The following is a 21,282-nucleotide window of genomic DNA, read 5'->3' as shown; positions in this document are numbered from 1 at the left end:
GCCGGCACCTTCCGTGGCACAACCGCCGACCAGCTGCCCGGGCCCGCCACCATGCAGGCCCGGGCAGTTGGGCGTTAGCAATCAGATGAAGTCAGGATTTCCCATGAAAGCAGCCGTTCTTTATTCCACCGTTCCTTCCGGAACCGGCTACGCCGAAGCTCAGGCGCTCCGGATCGAGGAGTTGGACCGGCCGGAACCCCGCGCCGGAGAGCTGGGCATCGCCATCACCTACTCCAGCCTGTGCCACTCGGATCTCTCAGTGGTGGACGGTTCCCGTGTCAGGCCCCTTCCCATGGCGCTTGGGCACGAGGCCGTCGGGCGGGTTGAGGCTGTTGGGGAGGGCGTCGAGGGCGTCTCTGTCGGCGACCACGTCGTCCTGGTCTTCGTCCCCAGCTGCGGGGACTGCCGGGCATGCAAAGCCGGGCGGCCGGCCCTCTGCCACCGGGCAGCGGAAGTCAACGGTTCAGGAGACCTGCTGCACGGCGAGGCGCTGCTGCGGACACCGGCGGGGGAGCGGATCAACCACCACCTGGGCGTCTCGGCCTTCGCTGACTACGCTGTGGTAGCGCGGGAGTCTGTGGTGGTGATTGACGACGACGTCCCGGACACCGTCGCGGCGATGTTCGGTTGCGCCGTGCTCACCGGCATGGGCGCCGTGCTGAACACGGCCGCCGTCACGGCCGGGCAGTCGGTGGCCGTCTTCGGGCTCGGTGCCGTTGGGCTGTCCGCAGTCATGGCGGCGGCACTCGCCGGCGCCTCATCCGTGATTGCCATCGACCCCAATACGGGCAAGCACGGACTCGCGCTGAAATGCGGCGCCACCGCCGTTGGCACGCCCGAGGACGCTGCCCGCCTGATCGCGGAGGCAACGGGCGACGGCGTGGACACGGCCGTTGAGGCGGTGGGGTCAGCGAGGGTGATTGCCTCCTGCCTTGAACACGTGACGCGCGGAGGGGCAGTAGTCTCGGTCGGCCTGCCCCACCCGTCCGCCGAGCTGACGGTGCCCGCCCTGCAATTCGCAGGTGCCGGCAAGCGCCTGCTCGGGTCCTACATGGGCGATGCCGTCCCCGGGCGGGACATCCCGCTCTATCTCGGCTACTGGCGGGAGGGCAAGCTGCCGGTGGAACTGCTGCACACCGACTCGCGGCCGCTGGCTGAGATCAACGAGGGCCTCGATGCCTTGGCCGCCGGGCAGGTCGTGCGGCGGCTCTTCCAGGCCTGAGGGCCAGAGCCGGACTGCGGCGGAATTCAGGCCGCAAGCAGATCCTGGTGCTGCTTCACTTCGTCCTTGAGCCCTGCGATGACGGCCTGAACAGGGCCGGATCGCAGGGCTTCGGGGCGTGCCACCGCCCAGATGGGAACCTGGCGCTGGAAGTCCCCGGCCAGCACCGGTACGAAGTCCGCCTGCCCCGCCACCATGAAGTTCGGCAGCAGTCCGATGCCTGCGCCCTGCCGGACTGCCTCCACCTGGGCGAACACGCTGGTGGCCTGGAAGCTTGATTTGGGCATGGGCAGCTGCGAGGACCAGCGGTGCCCCAGCTCTTCCACCTGGAGCGCGGACTCAACGTAAGAGACAAAGCCGTGCTGCCCGACGTCGTCGAGCTTTTCCGGCAGACCATGCTCAGCGGCATAGCCGCGGCTGACGTATAAGCGCAGGTAGTAGTTGCTGAGGAAGATCGTCTGCGCGTTGCTGACGTCGGTCCTGCCCACCACAATTTCCAGGTCAACGCCGGATCTGTTCTGGCTGACCTTGCGTGTGGCGCTCAGCATCTCGATGTTCAGCTGCGGGTTCTGTTGCTGCAGCCGGACCAGGGCAGGGGTGACGAACACCGCTCCCACGCCGTCCGTCGTCGCTACCCGCACCAGGCCGGACAGGGCGCTCTGGTCCTGGCTGATCAGGCCGGAGAGCGATCCAAGGGTGTTCTCGATAGCTTCAGCCGCCTCCACGGCAGAGGCTCCCAGCTGCGTCAGCTCCCAGCCCTGCGGGCTGCGTTCCAGGGTGCGCCCGCCAAGCTGCTTGTCCAGTGCCAGGATGCGGCGGGAGATGGTGGTGTGGGTTGTGCCGAGCGCTTCCGCCACAGCGTTGAACCGTCCCAGGCGTGCGACTGTGAGCAGAATCAGCAGGTCGTCCGGACTCGGAAGCCGCCTCGTGTCCACGGGTAAGCCTTTCACTTTATGTGCATTGATGCACATGCCGTCTGTAATTTTTCCCCTTGATTGCACTCTAGCAGGGTGTGATCGTAGACACAGACCTCCCGGCGTGACGGCCGGATTTGAAGCAAAGGAGCTTATGACATGGCAGTAATCGGTTGGATCGGCCTCGGAAACATGGGCGGTTCCATGTCCGCGAACCTGGCAAAGGCCGGGCACGACGTCCGCGGTTTTGACCTCAACCCCGCCGCGCTTGCCGCGGCCGAGGAAGCCGGCGTCAAGCCTGTTGCCAGCATCGCCGAGGCCGTGGACGGCGCAGACGCCGTCTTCACCATGCTGCCCAAGGGCGAACACGCCCGCGCGGTGTACCTCGGTGAGGACGGTGTCCTCGCACATGCGGACACTGCAACCCTCCTCGTGGATTCCTCCACCATCGATATCGCCACCGCCAGGGAACTGCACGACGCCGCTGCTGCCGCCGGCTTCCGCTTTGTCGACGCCCCGGTCTCGGGCGGCATGAGCGGCGCCAAGGCCGGAACCCTTACGTTCATGGTCGGCGGGGAAGCGGGCGCCGTGGCGGACGCCAGCCGCTACATCGAGCCAATGGCCTCCAACGTCATTCCCACCGGCGGCGCTACTACCGGCCAGGCAGCCAAAATCTGCAACAATCTGATGCTCCTGATCAACCTCGCCTCCACCGCCGAGGGTGCCGTCCTGGCAGACCGCCTGGGCCTGGACAAGCAGGTCTTCTGGGACATCGCCTCGGTGTCCTCCGGGGACTCGTGGGCGCTGCGGACCTGGTACCCCGTGCCCGGCGTCGTTCCCACGGCGGCCTCGAACAACGACTTTGCCCCTACCTTCACCACGGAACTCGCCAACAAGGACATCGGACTGGCCATCAGCGCCGCCGAGGACACCGGCACGCCGCTGGAGATCGGCAGGCATGTCCAGCAGCTCTTCCAGCAGCTCATCGACGCCGGTGAGTCGGGCAAGGACTGCTCCATGATCATCAAACTCGTCGACGGTTCGCTGGACAGCGCCAAGTAGCCCGCCGCCCTCCCTGCCTTCCCACACCGAGCACGAAAAGAGACTTCCCTTGCAGACCATTCCGCACTTCATCAACGGCAGCCGCGTCAGCGACGCCGAGCGCTTCGGCCCCGTCTTCAACCCCGCCACCGGCGAACAGGAGAAGCAGGTGGCGCTTGCCTCGGCAGTCCGGACGGAGGAAGCCATCGCGGCCGCCCGTGCTGCACTGCCCGCGTGGCGCGCCACCAGCCTGGCCAAGCGCACCAACATCTTCTTCCGCGTCCGCGAAATCCTGAACCAGCGCAAGCCTGAGCTCGCGGCGATTCTCACCAGCGAGCACGGCAAGGTCCTTTCCGACGCCGAGGGTGAAATCTCCCGCGGCCTGGAGAACATCGACTTCGCCACCGGCCTGTCCCACATGCTCAAGGGTGAACGCTCCGAGCAGGTCTCCAGCGGCATCGACGTGCACTCCGTGCGCCAGCCGGTGGGCGTCGTCGCCTGCATCACCCCGTTCAACTTCCCGGCCATGGTGCCGCTGTGGATGGTGGGCAGCGCCCTTGCCTGCGGCAACACCGTGCTGCTGAAGCCCAGCGAGAAGGACCCCTCGGCGGCCATCTTCATTGCCGAGGCCTTTGCCGAAGCGGGCCTGCCCGCCGGCGTGCTGAACGTGGTCCAGGGGGACAAGGAAGCTGTTGACGTCCTGCTCGAGCACCCCCACGTCAAAGCGGTGAGCTTCGTCGGCTCCACGCCGATTGCGCAGTCCATCTACAAGCGGGCAGCCGAACACGGCAAGCGGGTCCAGGCCCTGGGCGGCGCCAAGAACCACATGGTGGTGCTGCCCGACGCCGACCTGGACATGGCTGCCGACGCTGCGGTTTCCGCCGCCTACGGTTCGGCGGGAGAGCGCTGCATGGCCGTCAGCGTCCTCGTGGCGGTGGGCAACATTGCGGACGACCTGGTCAAGGCAATTTCCAGCCGCATGGCCGGCCTCAAGATTGGTCCGGGAACGGACCCAACCTCCCAGATGGGCCCGCTGATCACCGCGGAGCACCGGGACCGCGTGGCCTCCTACGTGGCGGGAGCGGAAAACGAAGGTGCCACGGTGGTCGTCGACGGGCGCTCGCAGCAGTTCGATTCCAACGGCTTCTTCATCGGGGTCAGCCTGGTGGACCACGTGAAGCCCGGGATGAAGGTGTACGACGACGAGATCTTCGGCCCGGTCCTGTCGGTAGTGCGCGTCGATACGTACAGCGACGCCGTCCGGCTGGTCAACGAGAACGAGTTCGGCAACGGCACAGCCATCTTCACCCGCGACGGCGGGGCGGCACGGCAGTTCGAGTTCGACGTCGAGGCCGGCATGGTGGGCGTCAACGTCCCCATCCCCGTTCCGGTTGGCACGTTCTCGTTTGGCGGCTGGAAGAACTCGCTGTTCGGCGACACCCACATGTACGGCCCGGACAGCATCAAGTTCTACACCCGCGGCAAGGTGGTCACCACTCGGTGGCCGGACCCGTCCACCTCGGTGATCGACCTCGGCTTCCCGCAGATCGACTAAACTCGAAACTCGGTTTACACCAAAACTCGAGTTTGGGCCCGGTCACGGCCGGCCTGCGCCTCAGCCCGCGTCCCGCAGCCACAGGCTGCGGGCCGCGGGCTGTCGCATTTCCCGGGTCTCCAGCACCTGCTTTTCTCTTGTCCAGCTCTTGGCCGGTAAAAATGTCAGTGGCTGATGGGATGCTTCGGGTATGGAAAGCAAAGCAGCTGTGGAGACGGTTGAGGCCATCGGCGCCTCCGTTTCTGCGCTGGCTGTTTTTGTTGACCGTGCTGTGGGGAGCGTCCCCTTGAACGGAGACGAGGTGCCGCGCGGCAGCTCCGTTCCCGGGCTTGATCCTTTGCGGGATCAGGCGGACGCGTACCTGGACGGTCTGGCCGAGCTGGCCAGGACGGAGGCCCGGCTCGCGGCCCTGAAGGTGCAGCTCGTCGCCGGCTACGCCAGGACTGAGAAGGCCATGACCCCGCCAGCGGCGTCCCCGCAGGATTGCATGGTCCGGGATATGGCCGTGACCGCCGAGGTGGCCGGTGTCCTGACCATCAGCGAACGCGCGGCCGGCAACCTGCAGGTCGAGGCCAACATCCTGACCGCGGGACGGCCGCTGACCATGGCGGCGCTGCAGGCCGGGGCCATTTCCTGGCGGCATGCCCGGATCATGGTGGACGAGACCGAGAACGTCGACCCCGCCGGCGCGGCAGAACTGGAGGCGCATTTCCTGGACCCGGATGCCCCGGACCCCGCGCGGGGCTGCCCGGCCGGTGAGCTTGTCCCGTGCCGGTTCCGGGCGAAGGTCTGCACCTGGCGGGAGCGGCACCACCCGGGGAGCATCGAAAAACGCCACGCCCGCAGCTCAGCGGACCGGCGGGTCGAATACACCCCCGACAGTGACGGGATGGCGTGGTTCTCGGCCTATCTCCCGGCAGCGCAGGCCGTCGGGATCTGGAACCGCACCACGGACGCCGCCCGCGCCATGCAGGGACCAGGCGAGGCCAGGACCCTCACCCAGCTCCGGGCCGACGTCACCTCAACCTGGCTCCTCACAGCAGGCCGTAGACCCAAGGCCGAGGGAAACACGGGGAGCGCCATCGATGGAATCACTGATGAATTCGGCGCCGTGCCCTCGCCCGCGGCGCAGGTCCTGGTTACCGTCCCGGTGTTTTCGCTGCTCGGCCTGACCGAGGAGCCGGCCATGCTGGACGGGTACGGGCCGATCCCGCCGTCCATGGCCCGCGCACTCGTCGCCGACGGTGCCGCCTCGTTCCTGCGGGTGCTGACCGACCCGCGGGACGGGGCACCGTTAGAGATCGGACGCATCAGTTACCGGCTCACCAAGCAGATGCGGCAATGGCTGCGGCTCCGGGACGCCAAATGCACTTTCCCGGCCTGCAACAACCACTCGCTGGACAACGACGCCGATCACCTTCTGGCCTGGGCGCGCGGCGGACCTACCGGGATCAGCAATCTCGGCCAATCCTGTCCGAAACATCACCGACTTAAACACAACTCCGGCTGGACGCCCGCCGCCGCGAGCACCAATGACCCGCCAGGCTGGACCTCACCCGCCGGCCGACACTACCGCAGCGAACAACCCGACTGGGAACCGCCCCACTGGCCACCACGAATCCAGGCCATGCTTGACCACCTTGATCCACCCGACGAAGGCGACCCCTGCACGCCCGAAATCCACGGCGTGACCGAAAGACCGGTTGCCGAGGTTCCTTTCGGTAACGGTCACGAAGCAGCCTGAACCGCTCACATGAACGCTCGACTTAACAGTCAATGCGCAAAGGTGCGTGGGCTGACAGAGTCCGCCGGGCCCTAACCGTTCATGATGTCGTTGCGGCGGGCCATGTACTCCTCCATGGAGATCTGGCCGTCGCTGTACTGCTGGTCCAGCTCAGCGAGTTTCCGTGCGCGGTAGCCCTGCGGGGCCGACGGCGGCGGCGGAGCCGAGGGCGCCGGGCCAGGAGAGGCCGGGTTCTGCTGCGGCTGGGGCGGGTTGGCCCGGTATTCGGCGCTGTCCTCATAGGGGACCTGCCCCTGCTGCCAGGATGATGCACCGCCGCCGCCGGGGCCCGGCTGGCCCGGGTAGGGCGGGTTCTGGTGCTGCTGACCCGGGTACTGCTGACCTTGGTACTGCTGACCTTGGTACTGCTGACCTTGGTACTGCTGATTCGGGTGCTGCTGACCCGGGTACTGCGGGTTCGGATATTCCTGGTTCGGGTAGGGCTGATTCAGGGGCGGAAGCTCATCGCGGCCGCCGCGCTGGGGGAATCCGAATCCGCCACTGAAGTAGTCCTGCTGTGTGTAGCCGTCCCGTGGCCGGTTGTCCGGGCGGCCCTGGAACGGGCCTCCGAACGGACTGCCCGGCTGGTTGCCGAACTGGTCCGGTCCCTGATTCGGGAACTGGCCCGGATACTGCCCGGGCAGGCCGGGCCCCTGGTTCCGCTGCTGCATTGACCTCCGGTACATCCGCATGCCCATGGGAACAAGGACGGCCAGAATGATGATCCAGAAAAACAAGTCGAACACGGTGGGGCCCTCTCAGTGAGTCTCCATTCCAGCTTAGTCCTGCGGGAGAGCGGGCCCGGGATCCTTATGCCCAGAGCGCACACTGCCGTCCGGCAATGCTTGCCCTCTCTGAGATATTGCCTTTCCGGACTTGCTGCGGATGTCAGGCACCCGCCGGGGCCCGGACCGCCGGCACGCCCAGAAACGCCCCGTACCTGGTCACGGCTGCCTCCACGGCCTGCCCGTCGCCATGTCCGTTCGGCCGGGCAAGACGGATGTCCAGCTCGCAGCGCTCCACCTGCGACCCCCGGCGAACCAGCGAATGCCGCCATGCGCCGGCAAGCACTCCGTCGGACAGGACGACATGCATGGGGTTGTCGCCAAAGGGGTAGGCCGGCGCGGTTCCGCCGAAATAATGCCGTGACAGCGAATAGCCCATGATGTATTCGTCGTAGCACTGGACCAGGTCGATCTGCGGCTGCCCGTCCACGCCCTGCCGGGATGTCCGGCCCGGTGTCTCCCCGCCGGACTCAGGCCGGAGGTAGAAGTCGGCGCCGTCAAAGCTGGCAGCAACAATGGCGCCCGGAGCCATGTCACCCACCAAGGCCAACCCCGTGCGCACGTCCTTCATGGTGAGTCCGGACCAGTCCGCGCAGTCCCGGACGGTTGCAGGCCCGCGGCTCCCGAAATACCTCAGGACCAGGGCGGCCAACGATTCGTCCCGGGAGGGGGCGGCGCCGGTGGCGCCGGCCACCCGTTCGTCGAACGAGGCATACGTCTGCCGCAGGGCGCCGCCGGGGCTGCGGATGGGCACGCCGCTCACCAGCACCCCGCTGATCTCGGCATGCATGATCAGGTACGCGAGGGCAAGTCCCGTGGCGTGGAATCCGGCATCCTGCAGCCTGGCCGCCAACTGCTCCCGCGTCAGATGCACTCCGCCGGCCACCGCTGCTGTCAGGACATCGGCGCTCCTCGACGCTGTCTCATTGTCGATCCCTGTTTTGCGGTATGTGCCGCCGTTCGCCTGATGCAGCCGGGGTGCGGACAGGGCCCGCAGCCACGGCAGGTCATCCCGGTGCACAAAATGCCAGGTGGGCCGCAGGATGTGGGTTCGGAGAATCCGTCCTTCCGCGACGGCCTGCTCCACATCGGCGGCCGTCGCTGCGGCCGTCCGCTGGGAGAGGGACCAGCGCGCATAGGGGAACTCCTGTGCCTGGACTGCCAGCAGGTTCTTCAGGGCTTCCTCTGCTGTGGCTGCCCGCGGCTCCCTTAGCTGCTGGCCGGTCAGCCTGCTCCACAGCAGCTCATGGGTTTCCATGCCCGACGTCGCTCCTCACCTTAGGCGGTTCAGTCGCCGCCGGGGATAGCCGCCTCTCACCCTTACATCCTGTACCGCCGCCGCGTGGCTGCGCCACCGTCAGTTGTTACCAGTAGGTAACTGTAAGAATGGAGCCATGACTTCTGCCGACTCCTTTCCTGCCCCCGTTGTTCTGTGGTCCAAGCCTGAGGAAGCCAGGGCCGGCAAGCCACTGCTCGTCCTGCTGCACGGCTACGGCGCCAACGAGCAGGACCTCCTCAGCCTGGCCGACATGCTCCCGGACGAATTCGCGGTGGCCTCGGTCCGCGCACCCATCGCCATGGGTCCGGGCTTCTCCTGGTTCCCGCTGACCGGCTCCATCGAGTATTCTGTCGACGCCGTCAAGGCAGCGTCCGCCTACGTGCTCGACTGGCTGGACACCGTGAAGGCCGACCACCCGTCCGTTACGCTCCTCGGATTCTCGATGGGCATGGCCATGGCCACCACGCTGCTAAGGCAGCGGCCCGCTGACTTTGCCGCCGTCGTCGGACTTTCAGGCTTCGTGGTCAATGCTGATTCCGACGGCGAGTTCCGTGACGCCGAGCTGGACGGAACGGTGCCGCTGTTCTGGGGCCGGGACCAGCAGGATCCGGTCATCACACCGGACAAGATCGAATACACCATGGGCTGGGTGCGCAAGCACGTGAAGCTGACCAAGGTCCTCTACACCGGGATGTGGCACGGCATCAACGCCCAGGAGATCGGCCACGTGTCCGAGTTCCTCACCCACGAGGTGCTGAACAAGTAAGCCTTCCTGCAAAAACGGGCTTTACGCCCCGGGAGCGCTGACCCGGACGGTCTGGCCGTTCACCGTCACCGTGTCCCCGTCGTGAAGCTGCCGGCCGCGCCGGTCGTCGATCTCACCGTTGACCTTGACCAGTCCGTTCTTGATCAGCTCCGTCGCCTCCACGCCGTCCTCCACGAGGTTGGCGAGCTTCAGGAGCTGGCCCAGGCGGATCATGCTGTCGCGGATGGGGATCTCTTCGATTTCCGGGTTGCTCATACCAGTAATCATGCCTGACGTAAGGTGAAACAAATGACCCATGCACCCCGGCTGCCCCTTGCCGTGGGCCTTCCGATGGCTGTGGCCTCCGGGCTTGCCATTCCCGTCCAGGGGCGGATCAACGGGGCCCTTGGTGCCCGGCTCGGCGACGGCGTCGCCGCCGCCGTCGTCAGTTTCAGCACCGGGTTGATCGTGATGGTCATCGTGTCCCTCGTGGCCCCGCGCGGGCGGGCTGGCCTCGCCCGGATCCTGCCGGCGCTGCGTGAACGCCGCTTCCCGCCGTACTATGCGCTCGCCGGCGGCATCGGCGCCTTTTTCGTCTTCGCGCAGTCCTTCACCGTGGGGCTGCTTGGCATCGCCCTCTTCACCGTGGCCACCGTCACCGGGCAGACCCTCAGCGGACTCCTGGTGGACCGGCTGGGCATCGGTCCGGCAGGCAAGAAGTCCGTCACGGGCATCCGCGTCATCGGCTGCATCCTCACCATCGCCGCCGTCTCCTGGGCGGTCTCGCCCCGCTTCGCCTCAGCCGGTGCCGCTGCATCCGGCAGTGCGGCCGCCGCCGGGCAAGCCGACCCTGCAGCGCTGCTGCTGCCGGTCATCCTGCCGGTGCTCGCGGGTTTCCTCATGAGCTTCCAGCAGGCGATGAACGGCACCGCCACCGTGCACTATGGGACGCCGATCGCGGCCACGCTGGTGAACTTCATCGCCGGCACCTGCGTGCTGTGGATTGCATGGTCCATCAAGGTGGCCGTCGCCGGGCCGGCCAATCCGCTGCCGGCGGAATGGTGGTACTACCTCGGCGGGCCGATGGGCTGCGTGTTCATCGGCCTGGGTGCGCTGCTGGTGCGCAGCCTGGGGGTGCTGGTGACCGGCCTGGGCATGATCGCGGGCCAGCTCCTGGGCTCGCTTGGGCTGGACCTGCTGGTGCCCACGCCCGGGACCGTGGTGGAGGCCGCAACGGTGCTGGGAACCCTGCTGACCCTCGCCTCCATTGTCGTGGCCACCCTGCCCTGGCCCCGGGGCGCCCTCCGCAGATGAGAGGTGCCCCTCCACCGGTAAGAGGCGCCCTCCCGAGGCTGCTGCCGGTAGGCTAGGACTCGCAGCTTCCTGCACAGTTTTCCCTTGCACACGCCCCCGCCCGGCATCCAGCCGCGGTCCAGGGGCAAGAGACACCGCGGACCGCACCCAGCGGCCCTGTAGAAATTGGAGTTCCCATGGCAGCAAAATCCGTCCTCGACCAGGTCATTTCCCTTTCCAAGCGGAGAGGTTTCGTTTTCCAGGCCGGCGAGATCTACGGAGGCTCGCGTTCCGCTTGGGACTACGGACCCCTCGGTGCCGAGCTGAAGGAAAACATCAAGCGCCAGTGGTGGCAGTCCGTGGTGCGCGGCCGCGAGGACGTGGTGGGCCTGGACTCCTCCGTGATCCTGCCCCGCCAGGTATGGGAAGCTTCCGGCCACGTCGAGGTCTTCTCCGACCCCCTCGTCGAGTGCCTCTCCTGCCACAAGCGCTACCGCGCCGACCACCTCGAAGAGGAATACGAGGAGAAGAAGGGCCGTCCCGCCGAGAACGGCCTCAAGGACATCGCGTGCGCCAACTGCGGAACCCGCGGCGAGTGGACCGAACCGCAGGAATTCTCCGGCCTCCTGAAGACCTTCCTAGGCCCCGTGGCCAGCGACGAGGGCCTGCACTACCTGCGCCCCGAAACCGCCCAGGGCATCTTCGTGAACTTCAACAACGTGCTCACCACGTCCCGGAAGAAGCCGCCGTTCGGCATCGGCCAGATCGGCAAGTCCTTCCGCAACGAGATCACGCCGGGCAACTTCATTTTCCGCACCCGCGAGTTCGAGCAGATGGAAATGGAATTCTTCGTCGAGCCGGGCACGGACGAAGAATGGCACGAGTACTGGATGAAGGAGCGCATGGCCTGGTACACCGGCCTGGGCATCCGCGAGGACAACCTGCGCTTCTTCGAGCACCCGCAGGACAAGCTCAGCCACTACTCCAAGGGCACCACGGACATCGAGTACCGCTTCGGCTTCCAGGGCTCCGAGTGGGGCGAGCTCGAAGGCATCGCCAACCGCACCGACTTCGACCTCTCCACGCACGCCAAGGCCTCCGGAACGGACCTGAGCTACTTCAACCAGGCCACCAACGAGCGCTACACGCCGTACGTGATCGAGCCCGCCGCCGGCTTGACCCGCTCCTTCATGGCCTTCCTCATCGACGCCTACACCGAGGACGAGGCCCCCAACGCCAAGGGCGGCGTGGATGTCCGCACCGTGCTCAAGCTTGACCCGCGGCTAGCCCCGGTCAAGGCTGCCGTGCTGCCGCTGAGCCGCAACGAGGCCCTCTCCCCGAAGGCCAAGGACCTCGGCACGCAGCTGCGCAGGAACTGGAACATCGACTTCGACGACGCCGGCGCCATTGGCCGCCGTTACCGCCGCCAGGACGAGATCGGCACCCCGTTCTGCATCACCGTGGACTTCGACACGCTTGAGGACCAGGCGGTCACCATCCGTGAACGCGACACCATGAGCCAGGAACGCGTGTCCCTGGACAAGGTGGAGGGCTACCTGGCCGCACGGCTGATCGGCGCCTAGCCGTGGCGATCCAGTACCGCGAATGGCGCGAGGGCGATGACCTCGCGCTGCTGGAAATCTGGGGCGACCCGGAGACCGACCAGGCGGGCCAGTTCCGCGGCACCCTTGCTCCTTCCGGCAACGCGCCGTGGCGGCGCTGCATCGTGGCCGAGGACGTCGTCGACGGCGTGGCCATCCCGGTTGCCGCCGGCGTGGTCCACGAGGCCAGCCTGCACCCGGAGCGGCTGTGGGCCTATGTCGAGGTTGCCCGGGACCACCGCCGGGCCGGCATCGGCTCCACGCTGCTCATGATGCTGCGCCGCGAGGCGGAAGGGTCGCCGTCGGGCGTTACCCGGCTCCGCTGCAAGGTGGAGCCGGGAACCTCCGGCGCCGCCTTCGCGGAGGCGGCGGGGCTCACCCCGATCCAGCACACCCGGCTCGTCGTCGTGGAACCGTCCGCCCTGAAGCTGCCGGTCTTCGGCGACGGTTCCGAGGAAGCGGCGTCGGAACGCATCGAGGACCTGGCCACCGGTTCGGTGGAGCTCTCCGACGTGGTCGGCCGGTACTACTCGTCCGTCCACAGCTGGGACAGCCCGGGGGAGCTGGGCATCGGCACAGTCCAGCGGCTCTTCCTGGACGAGCTCAGCGGCGCCCACGGCGCGATTGTGCTGCGTTCGCCGAAGGAGAGTGCCTTCGGGTCCGGCGTGCCGGCCAGCCGCAAGGGCAAGATCCAGGCCTTCGCGGTCAGCTACGCCCAGGGCAATCCCGACCATCCTTCCGACGTGTTCCTCGGCCACGAGCCGGAGCTTGGCGCCGACGAGGCTCAGGCTGCGGTCCGTGACCTGCTGGCCCTGATTGCGTACCAGTACCCGGTGCTCATGGAAGTGGACGATTCCATGGCAGCGCTGCGCGCCGTCATCGACCCCCTGATGGAAGCGGGCAAAGCCCGCCGGCAGGGCGCCGAGACGTTCGTCGTCTCGGACTGACGCTGCCGGAAACCCAACCAAATAGCAGCACAGCTTTTTGCCAGCACAGGGCGTTCCCAGCATTGGGAACGCCCTGTGCTGTTAGAAGGCTGTGCTGCTACACGGTTGGGTGGGAAGTACGACGGCGGTCCCTCGCCAGATCGGCGGCATCGAGCCTTTGGCGTTCCGCCTCGGAGATGGCGCCGCCGCCGAGGTCCTCCGGCATCCACCAGTCGCCCCGCCGCGCCGCCACGGGGAAACTGGCGATCGCGGCGTCGATTCCGGCCTGGAGCGTTGTGCGGAGCCGCGCCGCTTCCTTCTCCGGATCGATGCCGACGGCCAGTTGCACCGGCTCGCCGATGTGCACCCGGACCGGTGCGCGCCGGATGCGGTGCAGCGGAAGGCCGTTGCCGCGGGTCAGGATCCGGTGGGCGCCCCAGACGGAAACCGGAATCAGCGGTACCCCCGCCTCTGCCGCCATCCTCACCGCCCCGGTCTTGCATTCGCGGACCTTGAAGCTGCGGCTGACGCCGGCCTCGGGCATGACGGCCAGATACTCGCCGGCGCGCAGCCGGGCTACGGCGGCGTCATAGGCGGCCGTGCGCGAACCGTAGCCCACCACCACCTGGCCCGCTGCGCTGATGAAGGGACCGGCGAGCCAGTGGTCGGCAGCCCCCTGATGGATCAGGAACCGCAACTGCCCGCGGTTGTGCGCCCAGAACACCAGCTCCGCGGCAGCGAAATCCAAATAGCCGAAGTGGGTAATGGCAACGACCGCACCGCTGCCCGGACTGACCGTTCTCGCTGTCCTGTTGCCGGCTGACCCGTCAGGCAGGTTGTCCTGCCCGGTCACCAGCAGGCGGATCCCGAACATCCACCGCAGGAACAGTACCGTCCGGACGAGGAGGCGGTAGAAGCGGTCGCTGGCTGCCGGTGTCCAAGGCATCAGTGCCCCTCACACAACAAAACGTCCCTCACAAAACAGTCCCTCACAAAACAACGGGCAGGGACTCGTCGGACGGCGGCAGCACCTTATCCAGGGCTGTGGCGGAGGCCGGGGCTGCAGCGGAGGCTGCTGAAGACCCTGCCCCGGGAACCACCTCTCCGGAAGTCCGGGTGCGTTCCGCGAAGGCTTTCATCAGGAACCCGGTGGCCAGCCTGTGCCACAGCCAGACCCGCCGCACCATGAAGTGCCCCGCCCCGCGGAGGGAGACGTACCGCAGTTCCGCCGCTTGGGGTGCCGCGCGCCGTGCAAACCGCAGCGATGCCGTGGGGCTCGTCCACCTGTCTTCGTCCCCGTGCACAATGAGCACCTTCCGTCCGGCCAGCTGGGCTGCGGGAGTGCTGTCATCGAGCCAGGGGGCCAGCGCCACCACGACATCGACGCCGGGTTCGTCCGCTGCGCAGATCGCGGTCAGGCCACCCATGGAATGCCCCAGCAGGTAGATGGGCACTCCGGGATGCGCGGACCGGATCCTGGCCAGCGCCCGGCGTGCATCCTTCAGCGGGCTCATGTCCTCGCCGTTCCAGCCGCGCACGCTGTTCCGCAGCACCCACACCGCCAGCCCGTGCTTCCGTCCGGCTGAGTGCAGGTGCCGGGCGAACGGCACCATCCGCGCCGGGCTGAGGTGCCTGGCCTGGACGGGGTCGAAACTGTGCGACCTGCCGCCATGGAGCACCAGGGCCACACCGCGGGTGGGACCGGAAGCGGCCAGAACCGTCAGCACCGCTTCATGGCCAGTCCTGCGTTGGCTCACTGCTGCCATAGACACATCGTCGTCCATTTATCAACCCTATGGCCGGCGCCGTAGAGTTCAAGTATGAGGTCTAGTAGCTGATGGGTGCAGGACACTCCCACGGTCACACAGGGCACGCGGAGCCGACGGCGCAAGCGGTGGCTGCCCGCAGGAAAGCAAACCGGATCCTGGCCGCTGTGCTGGTCCCGCTGACCCTGCTGACACTCGCGGCCATGGCATCGCTGTGGCCTTCCGGGAATAAGGATGGCCTGACCCTGGCCAACCCGTATGCCGCTGCCCCGGGCGTCACCTTCGACGCCGGGCGGATCCAGCGCGTTGTCGTGGAGAGCTGCACCCCCGGCGCAGCCGGAGAGAACGCAGCTGGAGAGAACAGCACCACGCCGGGAACATCGGACAGCGGAGCCTCGCAGTGCACCTTCGCCTTCACCGAGCCGGACAAGGGCGGCAACCCGGTCAAGGTGGTGATCAACCCGGACGTCGCCAGGTCGCACGGCGTGGAGGTGGGCGACAGCATCCGCTACCTGAACCTGACCAATGCCCAGGCGGCCGCGACTGGTGCCGATGCCCCCGCGGCGCAGGGCTCGCCGTCGTACATCTTTGTGGACTTTGTCCGCACCATGCCGATCGTCCTTCTGGCCATCCTCTACGCCGTCGTGGTGGTGGCCGTGGCGCGCTGGCGCGGGCTGCGCGCCCTGATCGGCCTCGTCGGGGCCTACTTCGTGCTGGTCAGCTTCATGCTCCCGGGCCTGGTCGAGGGCAAGCCGCCCCTCCTGCTGGCGCTCGTCGGGTCAACGGTGATCATGATCGGGGTGCTGTATTTCGCGCACGGCTTCTCGGCGCGGACCTCGACGGCGCTGCTGGGTACCATTTTCGGGCTCGGAATCACCGCGCTGCTGGCCGCCTGGGCGACGGGCGCGGCCAACCTCGCCGGTGTGGGAAGCCACGACGCCGCAACCCTGGTGAACATCTCGGACAAGATCTCCATCTCCGGCATCGTCCTCTGCGGCCTCATCATCTCGGGGCTCGGCGTGCTGAACGACGTGACCATCACCCAGTCCTCCGCTGTGTGGGAACTGTACGAACTCGCGCCCAACACGAGCGCCCGCAAGCTGTTTTCCTCGGCGATGCGGATCGGGCGGGACCACATTGCCTCCACTGTCTACACCATCGCCTTCGCCTACGCCGGCGCGGCCCTGCCCATCCTCATCATCGTGATGCTCTATGACCGGCCGCTGGGGGAGGCGCTGACCAGCGCCGAACTGTCCGAGGAAGTCATCCGCACGCTGGTCGGTTCCATCGGCCTGGTCCTGGCGATTCCGGTCACCACGCTGATCGCGGTGCTGGTGGTCAAGGCCACCGGAATCCGCTCGGCCGATGGCGCTGGTCATGTGCCGGCGGCGCCGGCCGTCATCACGGCCGACGACGTCGACGACACAGGCTCGCTCGCGGCCGCCGCGGCGGTTGCCAGCGGGGAGAACGACGACGCCGACCCGCCGCCGGCTACCAGGCGCGGAAGGCGTGCCGCGGAGCGGGACTGAGCGGGCCGCCGTCGGGATTCTGCCCGATTTGCCCGGCTTTGAGACAATGGACGGGTGACTGTTGTAGCAACGCCTCCCACCCCCAGGCTGGAACTTCCGCCACTGAAACTCGGCCCCATCACCGTGGACACCCCGGTGGTGCTCGCACCCATGGCCGGAATCACCAACACCGCCTTCCGCAGGCTCTGCCGTGAATACGGCGGCGGCCTGTACGTGGCGGAGATGGTCACCTCCCGTGCGCTGGTGGAGCGCACCCCGGAATCGCTGCGCATCATCTCCCACGACGACGACGAGAAAGTCCGCTCCGTCCAGCTCTACGGCGTGGACCCCGGCACTGTGGGTGCCGCCGTGCGGATGCTCGTCGAGGAAGACCGTGCCGATCACATCGACCTCAACTTTGGCTGCCCCGTGCCGAAGGTCACCCGCCGCGGAGGCGGTTCGGCCCTGCCCTGGAAGATCGACCTCTTCACCTCGATCGTCCAGACAGCCGTCCGCGAGGCGTCCAAGGGCGGCATCCCGCTGACCATCAAGATGCGCAAGGGCATCGACGATGACCACCTGACGTACCTCGACGCCGGCCGGATCGCCCGCGATTCCGGTGTTGCCGCCGTCGCCCTTCACGGCCGCACGGCGGCACAGTTCTACTCCGGCCAGGCGGACTGGTCCGCCATCGCCCGCCTGCGGGAGGCGCTCCCGGACATCCCGGTGCTGGGCAACGGCGACATCTGGTCCGCCGAGGACGCCGTCCGCATGGTCCGCGAAACCGGCATCGACGGCGTCGTGGTGGGCCGCGGCTGCCAGGGCCGGCCCTGGCTGTTCGGCGACCTGCAGGCAGCCTTCGAAGGCAGCGACAAGCGGTACCGGCCAGGCCTGCGCGAAGTGGCCGAGGCCGTCTACCGGCACGCCGAGCTCATGGTCGAAACGTTCGGCAACGACGAGTACAAGGCGCTGCGCGAGATCCGCAAGCACATGGCCTGGTATTTCAAGGGCTACGTCGTGGGCGGGGAGCTGCGGGCCAAGCTGGCCACCGTGCCCACCCTTGAGGTGCTGCGCGAACTGCTGGACCAGCTGGACATGGACCTGCCGTATCCCGGCGTCGACTCCGAAGGGCCTCGCGGGCGCGCCGGTTCACCCAAGAAACCGGCACTGCCGAAGGACTGGCTGCAGAGCCGCCAGCTGAACGAGGACCAGTCGCGCGACATCGCCGCGGCGGAACTGGATGTGTCCGGTGGCTGAAAGCCGGCTGGCGGAGGCCCGCGCCGTGCCCCAGGCCCTGCCAGGCTACGAGGCAAACGATTCCGCCCGCTGGGTGGAAGAGCCGCCCAAAAGCACGTACCGCTCCGACTTCGAGCGGGACCGCGCCCGCGTCCTGCACTCCTCGGCCCTGCGCCGGCTCGGTGCCAAGACGCAGGTGGTCGCTCCGGACACCGACGACTTTGTCCGCACCCGGCTCACCCACAGCCTCGAGGTGGCACAGGTCGGCCGGGAACTGGGCCGCGCCCTCGGCTGCGACCCTGACGTGGTGGACACCGCCTGCCTCAGCCATGACCTCGGCCACCCGCCGTTCGGGCACAACGGCGAATCGGCCCTCAACGAGATGGCCCACGCCATCGGCGGATTCGAAGGCAACGCCCAGACGCTCCGGCTGCTCACCCGCCTGGAGCCTAAGGTCATTGACCCGGAGGGAAGGCCGGCGGGACTGAACCTCACCCGGGCAAGCCTGGACGCGGCGTCGAAATACCCGTGGTCCGCTCTGGACGCCCCCGTGATCCACGGCCAGCGGACCAGCAAGTTCGGCGCCTACGAGGATGACCTGCCCATCTTCAACTGGATCCGGGAAGGTGCCCCCGAGCGGCGGTCCTGCCTTGAGGCCCAGGTCATGGACCTCGCGGACGACATCTCGTACTCCGTGCACGACGTCGAGGACGCCATCGTGGCCGGCCACTTCCAGCTGCGGTGGATGGACAACCCGGACCACCGGGCCCGCGTGGTGGGCTACGCCAAGCAGTGGTACCTGCCGCACAACGAGCCCGCGGCCATCGACGCCGCCCTCGCCCGGCTGGAAGCCACCGAAGTCTGGGTGCGCGAGGCGGACGGCAGCCGCAAGTCCATGGCGGCGCTGAAGGACATGACCAGCCAGCTCATTGGCCGGTTCTGCCAGAGCGCGCTGGAAACCACCCGCGCCGTATACGGCCCGGCGAACCTCACCCGCTACAACGCCGAACTCATGGTCCCGGATGAAACCGTCCTGGAGATCGCGGTGATGAAGGGCCTGGCCACCACCTTCGTGATGACCACGGACCACCGGCAGCCCATCTACGAACGCCAGCGCGAGGTGCTCCACGCCCTGGTGACCGCGCTGAACGCCACCGGAGACCGCCATCTCGAACCCATGTTCGCCGCCGACTGGCGCGAAGCAGCCGACGACGCCGCCCGGCTGCGGGTGGTCATCGACCAGGTGGCTTCGCTGACGGACGGCTCTGCGCTGGCTATGTACGAACGGCTCGTGGGCAGCCTGCCGTCCCTGTGGTGATGTTGGACTCACCGGTCCACATACGGCCGACGGCGGGGCGCCCGGCCCTGCGCACCGGATTTAGGATTGCTTCGTGGCTGGGCTGATTAAACGCGAAGACATTGACGAGGTCCGCCAGCGAACGGACATCAAGGAAGTCGTCGACGGCTACGTCACGCTCAAGAGCGCCGGCCTCGGTTCCTACAAGGGCCTGTGCCCGTTCCACGACGAGCGCTCGCCCTCGTTCACCGTCCGCCCGCAGGTGGGCCGCTACCACTGCTTCGGCTGCGGCGAGGACGGCGACGTCATTTCCTTCGTGCAGAAGCTGGACCACACCTCCTTCCATGAGGCGGTGGAGAAGCTGGCCGCGCGGATCGGCTACGAGCTCCGTTATGAGGACGGCGGCAAGGGCCCCAGCCGCGAGGAAGTCGGCAAGCGCCAGCGGCTCCTCGACGCCCACAAGATCGCCGACGAGTTCTTCCGCGCCCAGCTGCTGACCGCCGGCGCCACGGAGGGCCGGAAGTTCCTGCAGCAGCGCGGCTTTGACCGCGCGGCCGCAGACCATTTCGGCGTCGGCTACGCACCCCAGGGCTGGGACGCCCTGCTCAAGCACCTGCGCGGCAGGGGATTCACGGACGCCGAACTGAAGCTCACGGGGATGTTCTCCGAAGGCAACCGCGGGATCTACGACCGCTTCCGGGGACGCCTGATCTGGCCCATCCGGGACATCGCCGGGGACACGATCGGCTTCGGCGCCCGCAAGCTCTACGAGGACGACCAGGGCCCCAAGTACCTCAACACCCCGGAGACCGCGCTCTACAAGAAGTCCCAGGTGCTGTACGGCATCGACCTCGCCAAGCGGAACATCGCCAAGGACCGCCAGCTGGTGGTGGTGGAAGGCTACACGGACGTCATGGCGTGCCACCTCGCGGGAATTCCGACGGCGGTGGCCACCTGCGGCACGGCGTTCGCCGCCGACCACATCAAGATTGCCCGCCGGCTGCTGTCCGACGACGGCAGCGGGGGAGAGGTCATCTTCACCTTCGACGGCGATGCCGCCGGCCAGAAGGCGGCCCTGCGGGCCTTTGAAGAGGACCAGCGCTTCGTGGCCCAGACCTATGTGGCGGTCGAACCCACCGGGGCCGACCCCTGCGACCTGCGCCAGACGAGGGGCGACGCCGCTGTCCGCGACCTGATTGCCTCCCGGCGGCCGCTCTTTGAATTCGCCATCCGTGCCACCCTGAGGAAACACAACCTGGACACCGTGGAGGGACGGGTCGCGGCGCTCCGCGAATCCGCGCCTGTGGTGGCCCAGATCCGCGACGCCGGGCTCCGGCCCGGCTACGCCAGGGAACTGGCGGGGTGGCTGGGGATGCCCATCGAGGACGTCACACGGGCCGTCGCGGCAGCCGCCAAGCGCGGTGCTCCCGGGGCGCAGGGTTCGGCGGGCCCCGGTTCCCAGGCACACGTTGCCCAGGCGCCCGGTCCCCAGGGACACGGTGGGCAGGCACACGGCTCTCAGGCATCCAGCGCGCAGGCACCGGGCGTACCGCCCGGCCGGAACGTGCCCGGCGTAGCGGCGCTCCCGCCGTCGGGCGTCCTTCCGTCCTTCCACCGGCCAGATCCACGGGATCCCGTGGCGTCCATGGAGCGGCAGGCCCTCGAGGTGGCCCTGCAGGAGCCTGCCATGCTGGGCGGCGCGGCCTGGGAGCGGTTCGCGACCGCCCGCTTCGCCACGCCCGCCTACCAGGCCATCCACGATGCCATCCGCGCCACGGCTCCCGGCTTCTCCGGGGACGCCGTGCAGTGGGTGGAAGCGGTGCGGCAGGAGGTTTCCGAGCCGCTGCAGCCGCTGGTTTCGGAGCTCGCTGTGGTTCCGCTGCCAGCCCACACCGCCGAGGCGGTGCAGAAGTACTGCCGGGACATCCTCGCCCGGCTGTTTGAGCTGCAGATCACCCGGGTGAAGGCGGACAAGCTGGGACAGCTGCAGCGCCTGGATGCGGCTGCCCATCCCGAGGAGTTCCAGCAGCTGAACCGGGAGCTCATGATGCTTGAAATGGAGCGCAGGTCGCTGCGCTCCGATGCGTGACCTGTGCCGATTTTGTGTGGCCGATCTTCGCTGACACTGCACCGATTTCGTTTCCGGGGCAAGTGTTTGCTAGGCTAGTACCCGCTTCATTCCTCCTTAGCTCAATTGGCAGAGCATTCGACTGTTAATCGAAGGGTTGCTGGTTCAAGTCCAGCAGGAGGAGCGCACAGTCCCCGTTCCGGGTTCCGGAACGGGGACCTTTTTTATACCCGGGAGGGGTATTTCTTCCGAGTAACGGCGCC

At 67.6% G+C, this 21,282-nt stretch carries 18 protein-coding genes and 1 tRNA gene; 13 read left to right on the top strand and 6 right to left on the bottom strand.

The genetic code is table 11. The annotated features are described in order from the left end of the window. Positions 1 to 103 precede the first annotated feature (103 nt). On the top strand, positions 104 to 1,222 hold the full coding sequence (locus BWQ92_RS03285) for an alcohol dehydrogenase catalytic domain-containing protein (RefSeq protein WP_076798253.1): 1,119 nt from the start codon (positions 104 to 106) through the stop codon (positions 1,220 to 1,222). Between the two features lie 26 nt (positions 1,223 to 1,248). On the opposite strand, the gene BWQ92_RS03280 is transcribed toward BWQ92_RS03285, so the two are convergent. Continuing rightward, positions 1,249 to 2,193: a LysR family transcriptional regulator gene (locus BWQ92_RS03280; protein WP_076798251.1), complete on the bottom strand. Its 945-nt coding sequence runs from the start codon at positions 2,191 to 2,193 to the stop codon at positions 1,249 to 1,251. 102 nt (positions 2,194 to 2,295) lie between these two features. On the opposite strand from BWQ92_RS03280, the gene mmsB reads away from it, so the two are divergent. From mmsB to BWQ92_RS03265, 3 genes are all read left to right on the top strand, one after another. After that, positions 2,296 to 3,198, top strand: a complete 903-nt coding sequence (gene mmsB / locus BWQ92_RS03275; RefSeq protein ID WP_076798249.1) for a 3-hydroxyisobutyrate dehydrogenase — start codon at positions 2,296 to 2,298, stop codon at positions 3,196 to 3,198. Positions 3,199 to 3,247: 49 nt separating this feature from the next. Then, positions 3,248 to 4,732, top strand: a complete 1,485-nt coding sequence (locus BWQ92_RS03270; protein ID WP_076798247.1) for a CoA-acylating methylmalonate-semialdehyde dehydrogenase — start codon at positions 3,248 to 3,250, stop codon at positions 4,730 to 4,732. A 190-nt stretch (positions 4,733 to 4,922) separates the two neighbouring features. Then, the gene (locus BWQ92_RS03265) at positions 4,923 to 6,476 is read left to right on the top strand and encodes an HNH endonuclease signature motif containing protein (RefSeq protein ID WP_076798245.1); all 1,554 of its coding nucleotides are present in this window, start codon (positions 4,923 to 4,925) and stop codon (positions 6,474 to 6,476) included. Between the two features lie 71 nt (positions 6,477 to 6,547). On the opposite strand, the gene BWQ92_RS03260 is transcribed toward BWQ92_RS03265, so the two are convergent. Together BWQ92_RS03260 and BWQ92_RS03255 are read right to left on the bottom strand one after the other, a co-directional pair. After that, the gene (locus BWQ92_RS03260; RefSeq protein WP_157365089.1) at positions 6,548 to 7,261 is read right to left on the bottom strand and encodes a hypothetical protein; all 714 of its coding nucleotides are present in this window, start codon (positions 7,259 to 7,261) and stop codon (positions 6,548 to 6,550) included. Between the two features lie 142 nt (positions 7,262 to 7,403). Beyond that, complete coding sequence (locus BWQ92_RS03255; RefSeq protein ID WP_076798243.1) at positions 7,404 to 8,558, bottom strand: winged helix DNA-binding domain-containing protein; 1,155 nt, start codon at positions 8,556 to 8,558, stop codon at positions 7,404 to 7,406. Between the two features lie 136 nt (positions 8,559 to 8,694). Here BWQ92_RS03255 and BWQ92_RS03250 point away from each other — a divergent pair, with 136 nt between their 5' ends. Beyond that, positions 8,695 to 9,345, top strand: coding sequence for an alpha/beta hydrolase (locus BWQ92_RS03250; RefSeq protein WP_076798241.1), 651 nt, complete (start codon positions 8,695 to 8,697; stop codon positions 9,343 to 9,345). 21 nt (positions 9,346 to 9,366) lie between these two features. Here the strand turns inward: BWQ92_RS03250 and BWQ92_RS03245 are convergent, their stop codons facing one another. Next, positions 9,367 to 9,600, bottom strand: a complete 234-nt coding sequence (locus BWQ92_RS03245) for an RNA-binding S4 domain-containing protein (protein ID WP_076798239.1) — start codon at positions 9,598 to 9,600, stop codon at positions 9,367 to 9,369. Between the two features lie 33 nt (positions 9,601 to 9,633). Here BWQ92_RS03245 and BWQ92_RS03240 point away from each other — a divergent pair, with 33 nt between their 5' ends. The 3 genes from BWQ92_RS03240 to BWQ92_RS03230 all read left to right on the top strand — a co-directional run bounded on the left by BWQ92_RS03240 (position 9,634) and on the right by BWQ92_RS03230 (position 13,165). Continuing rightward, complete coding sequence (locus tag BWQ92_RS03240) at positions 9,634 to 10,638, top strand: DMT family transporter (RefSeq protein ID WP_076798238.1); 1,005 nt, start codon at positions 9,634 to 9,636, stop codon at positions 10,636 to 10,638. Between the two features lie 176 nt (positions 10,639 to 10,814). Beyond that, positions 10,815 to 12,200, top strand: a complete 1,386-nt coding sequence (locus BWQ92_RS03235; protein ID WP_076798236.1) for a glycine--tRNA ligase — start codon at positions 10,815 to 10,817, stop codon at positions 12,198 to 12,200. Positions 12,201 to 12,202: 2 nt separating this feature from the next. Continuing rightward, complete coding sequence (locus BWQ92_RS03230) at positions 12,203 to 13,165, top strand: GNAT family N-acetyltransferase (protein ID WP_076798234.1); 963 nt, start codon at positions 12,203 to 12,205, stop codon at positions 13,163 to 13,165. Between the two features lie 97 nt (positions 13,166 to 13,262). Here the strand turns inward: BWQ92_RS03230 and BWQ92_RS03225 are convergent, their stop codons facing one another. Next, positions 13,263 to 14,090, bottom strand: a complete 828-nt coding sequence (locus BWQ92_RS03225) for a lysophospholipid acyltransferase family protein (protein ID WP_076798231.1) — start codon at positions 14,088 to 14,090, stop codon at positions 13,263 to 13,265. A gap of 43 nt (positions 14,091 to 14,133) precedes the next feature. Continuing rightward, positions 14,134 to 14,928, bottom strand: coding sequence for an alpha/beta hydrolase (locus BWQ92_RS03220; RefSeq protein WP_236783093.1), 795 nt, complete (start codon positions 14,926 to 14,928; stop codon positions 14,134 to 14,136). Between the two features lie 53 nt (positions 14,929 to 14,981). Here BWQ92_RS03220 and BWQ92_RS03215 point away from each other — a divergent pair, with 53 nt between their 5' ends. The 5 genes from BWQ92_RS03215 (at position 14,982) to BWQ92_RS03195 (ending at position 21,203) form a co-directional block, all read left to right on the top strand. Next, the gene (locus tag BWQ92_RS03215) at positions 14,982 to 16,439 is read left to right on the top strand and encodes a YibE/F family protein (RefSeq protein WP_076798227.1); all 1,458 of its coding nucleotides are present in this window, start codon (positions 14,982 to 14,984) and stop codon (positions 16,437 to 16,439) included. Positions 16,440 to 16,493: 54 nt separating this feature from the next. Continuing rightward, a complete protein-coding gene (gene dusB / locus BWQ92_RS03210) occupies positions 16,494 to 17,675 on the top strand; it encodes a tRNA dihydrouridine synthase DusB (RefSeq protein ID WP_076798225.1) in 1,182 nt (393 codons plus the stop codon). Next, on the top strand, positions 17,659 to 18,972 hold the full coding sequence (locus BWQ92_RS03205; protein WP_076798223.1) for a deoxyguanosinetriphosphate triphosphohydrolase: 1,314 nt from the start codon (positions 17,659 to 17,661) through the stop codon (positions 18,970 to 18,972). Before dusB ends, BWQ92_RS03205 begins: the two co-directional genes overlap by 17 nt. Positions 18,973 to 19,045: 73 nt before the next feature. Then, positions 19,046 to 21,040: a DNA primase gene (dnaG, locus tag BWQ92_RS03200; protein WP_076798222.1), complete on the top strand. Its 1,995-nt coding sequence runs from the start codon at positions 19,046 to 19,048 to the stop codon at positions 21,038 to 21,040. Between the two features lie 90 nt (positions 21,041 to 21,130). Then, positions 21,131 to 21,203: transfer RNA gene (locus BWQ92_RS03195), tRNA-Asn, on the top strand. Positions 21,204 to 21,282: the final 79 nt, after the last annotated feature.

It is taken from the genome of Arthrobacter sp. QXT-31, from assembly GCF_001969265.1.
GTDB lineage: Bacteria > Actinomycetota > Actinomycetes > Actinomycetales > Micrococcaceae > Arthrobacter.
The sequence above is the reverse complement of the archived record's forward strand: the minus strand, read 5'-3'. Positions and strand labels throughout refer to the sequence as shown.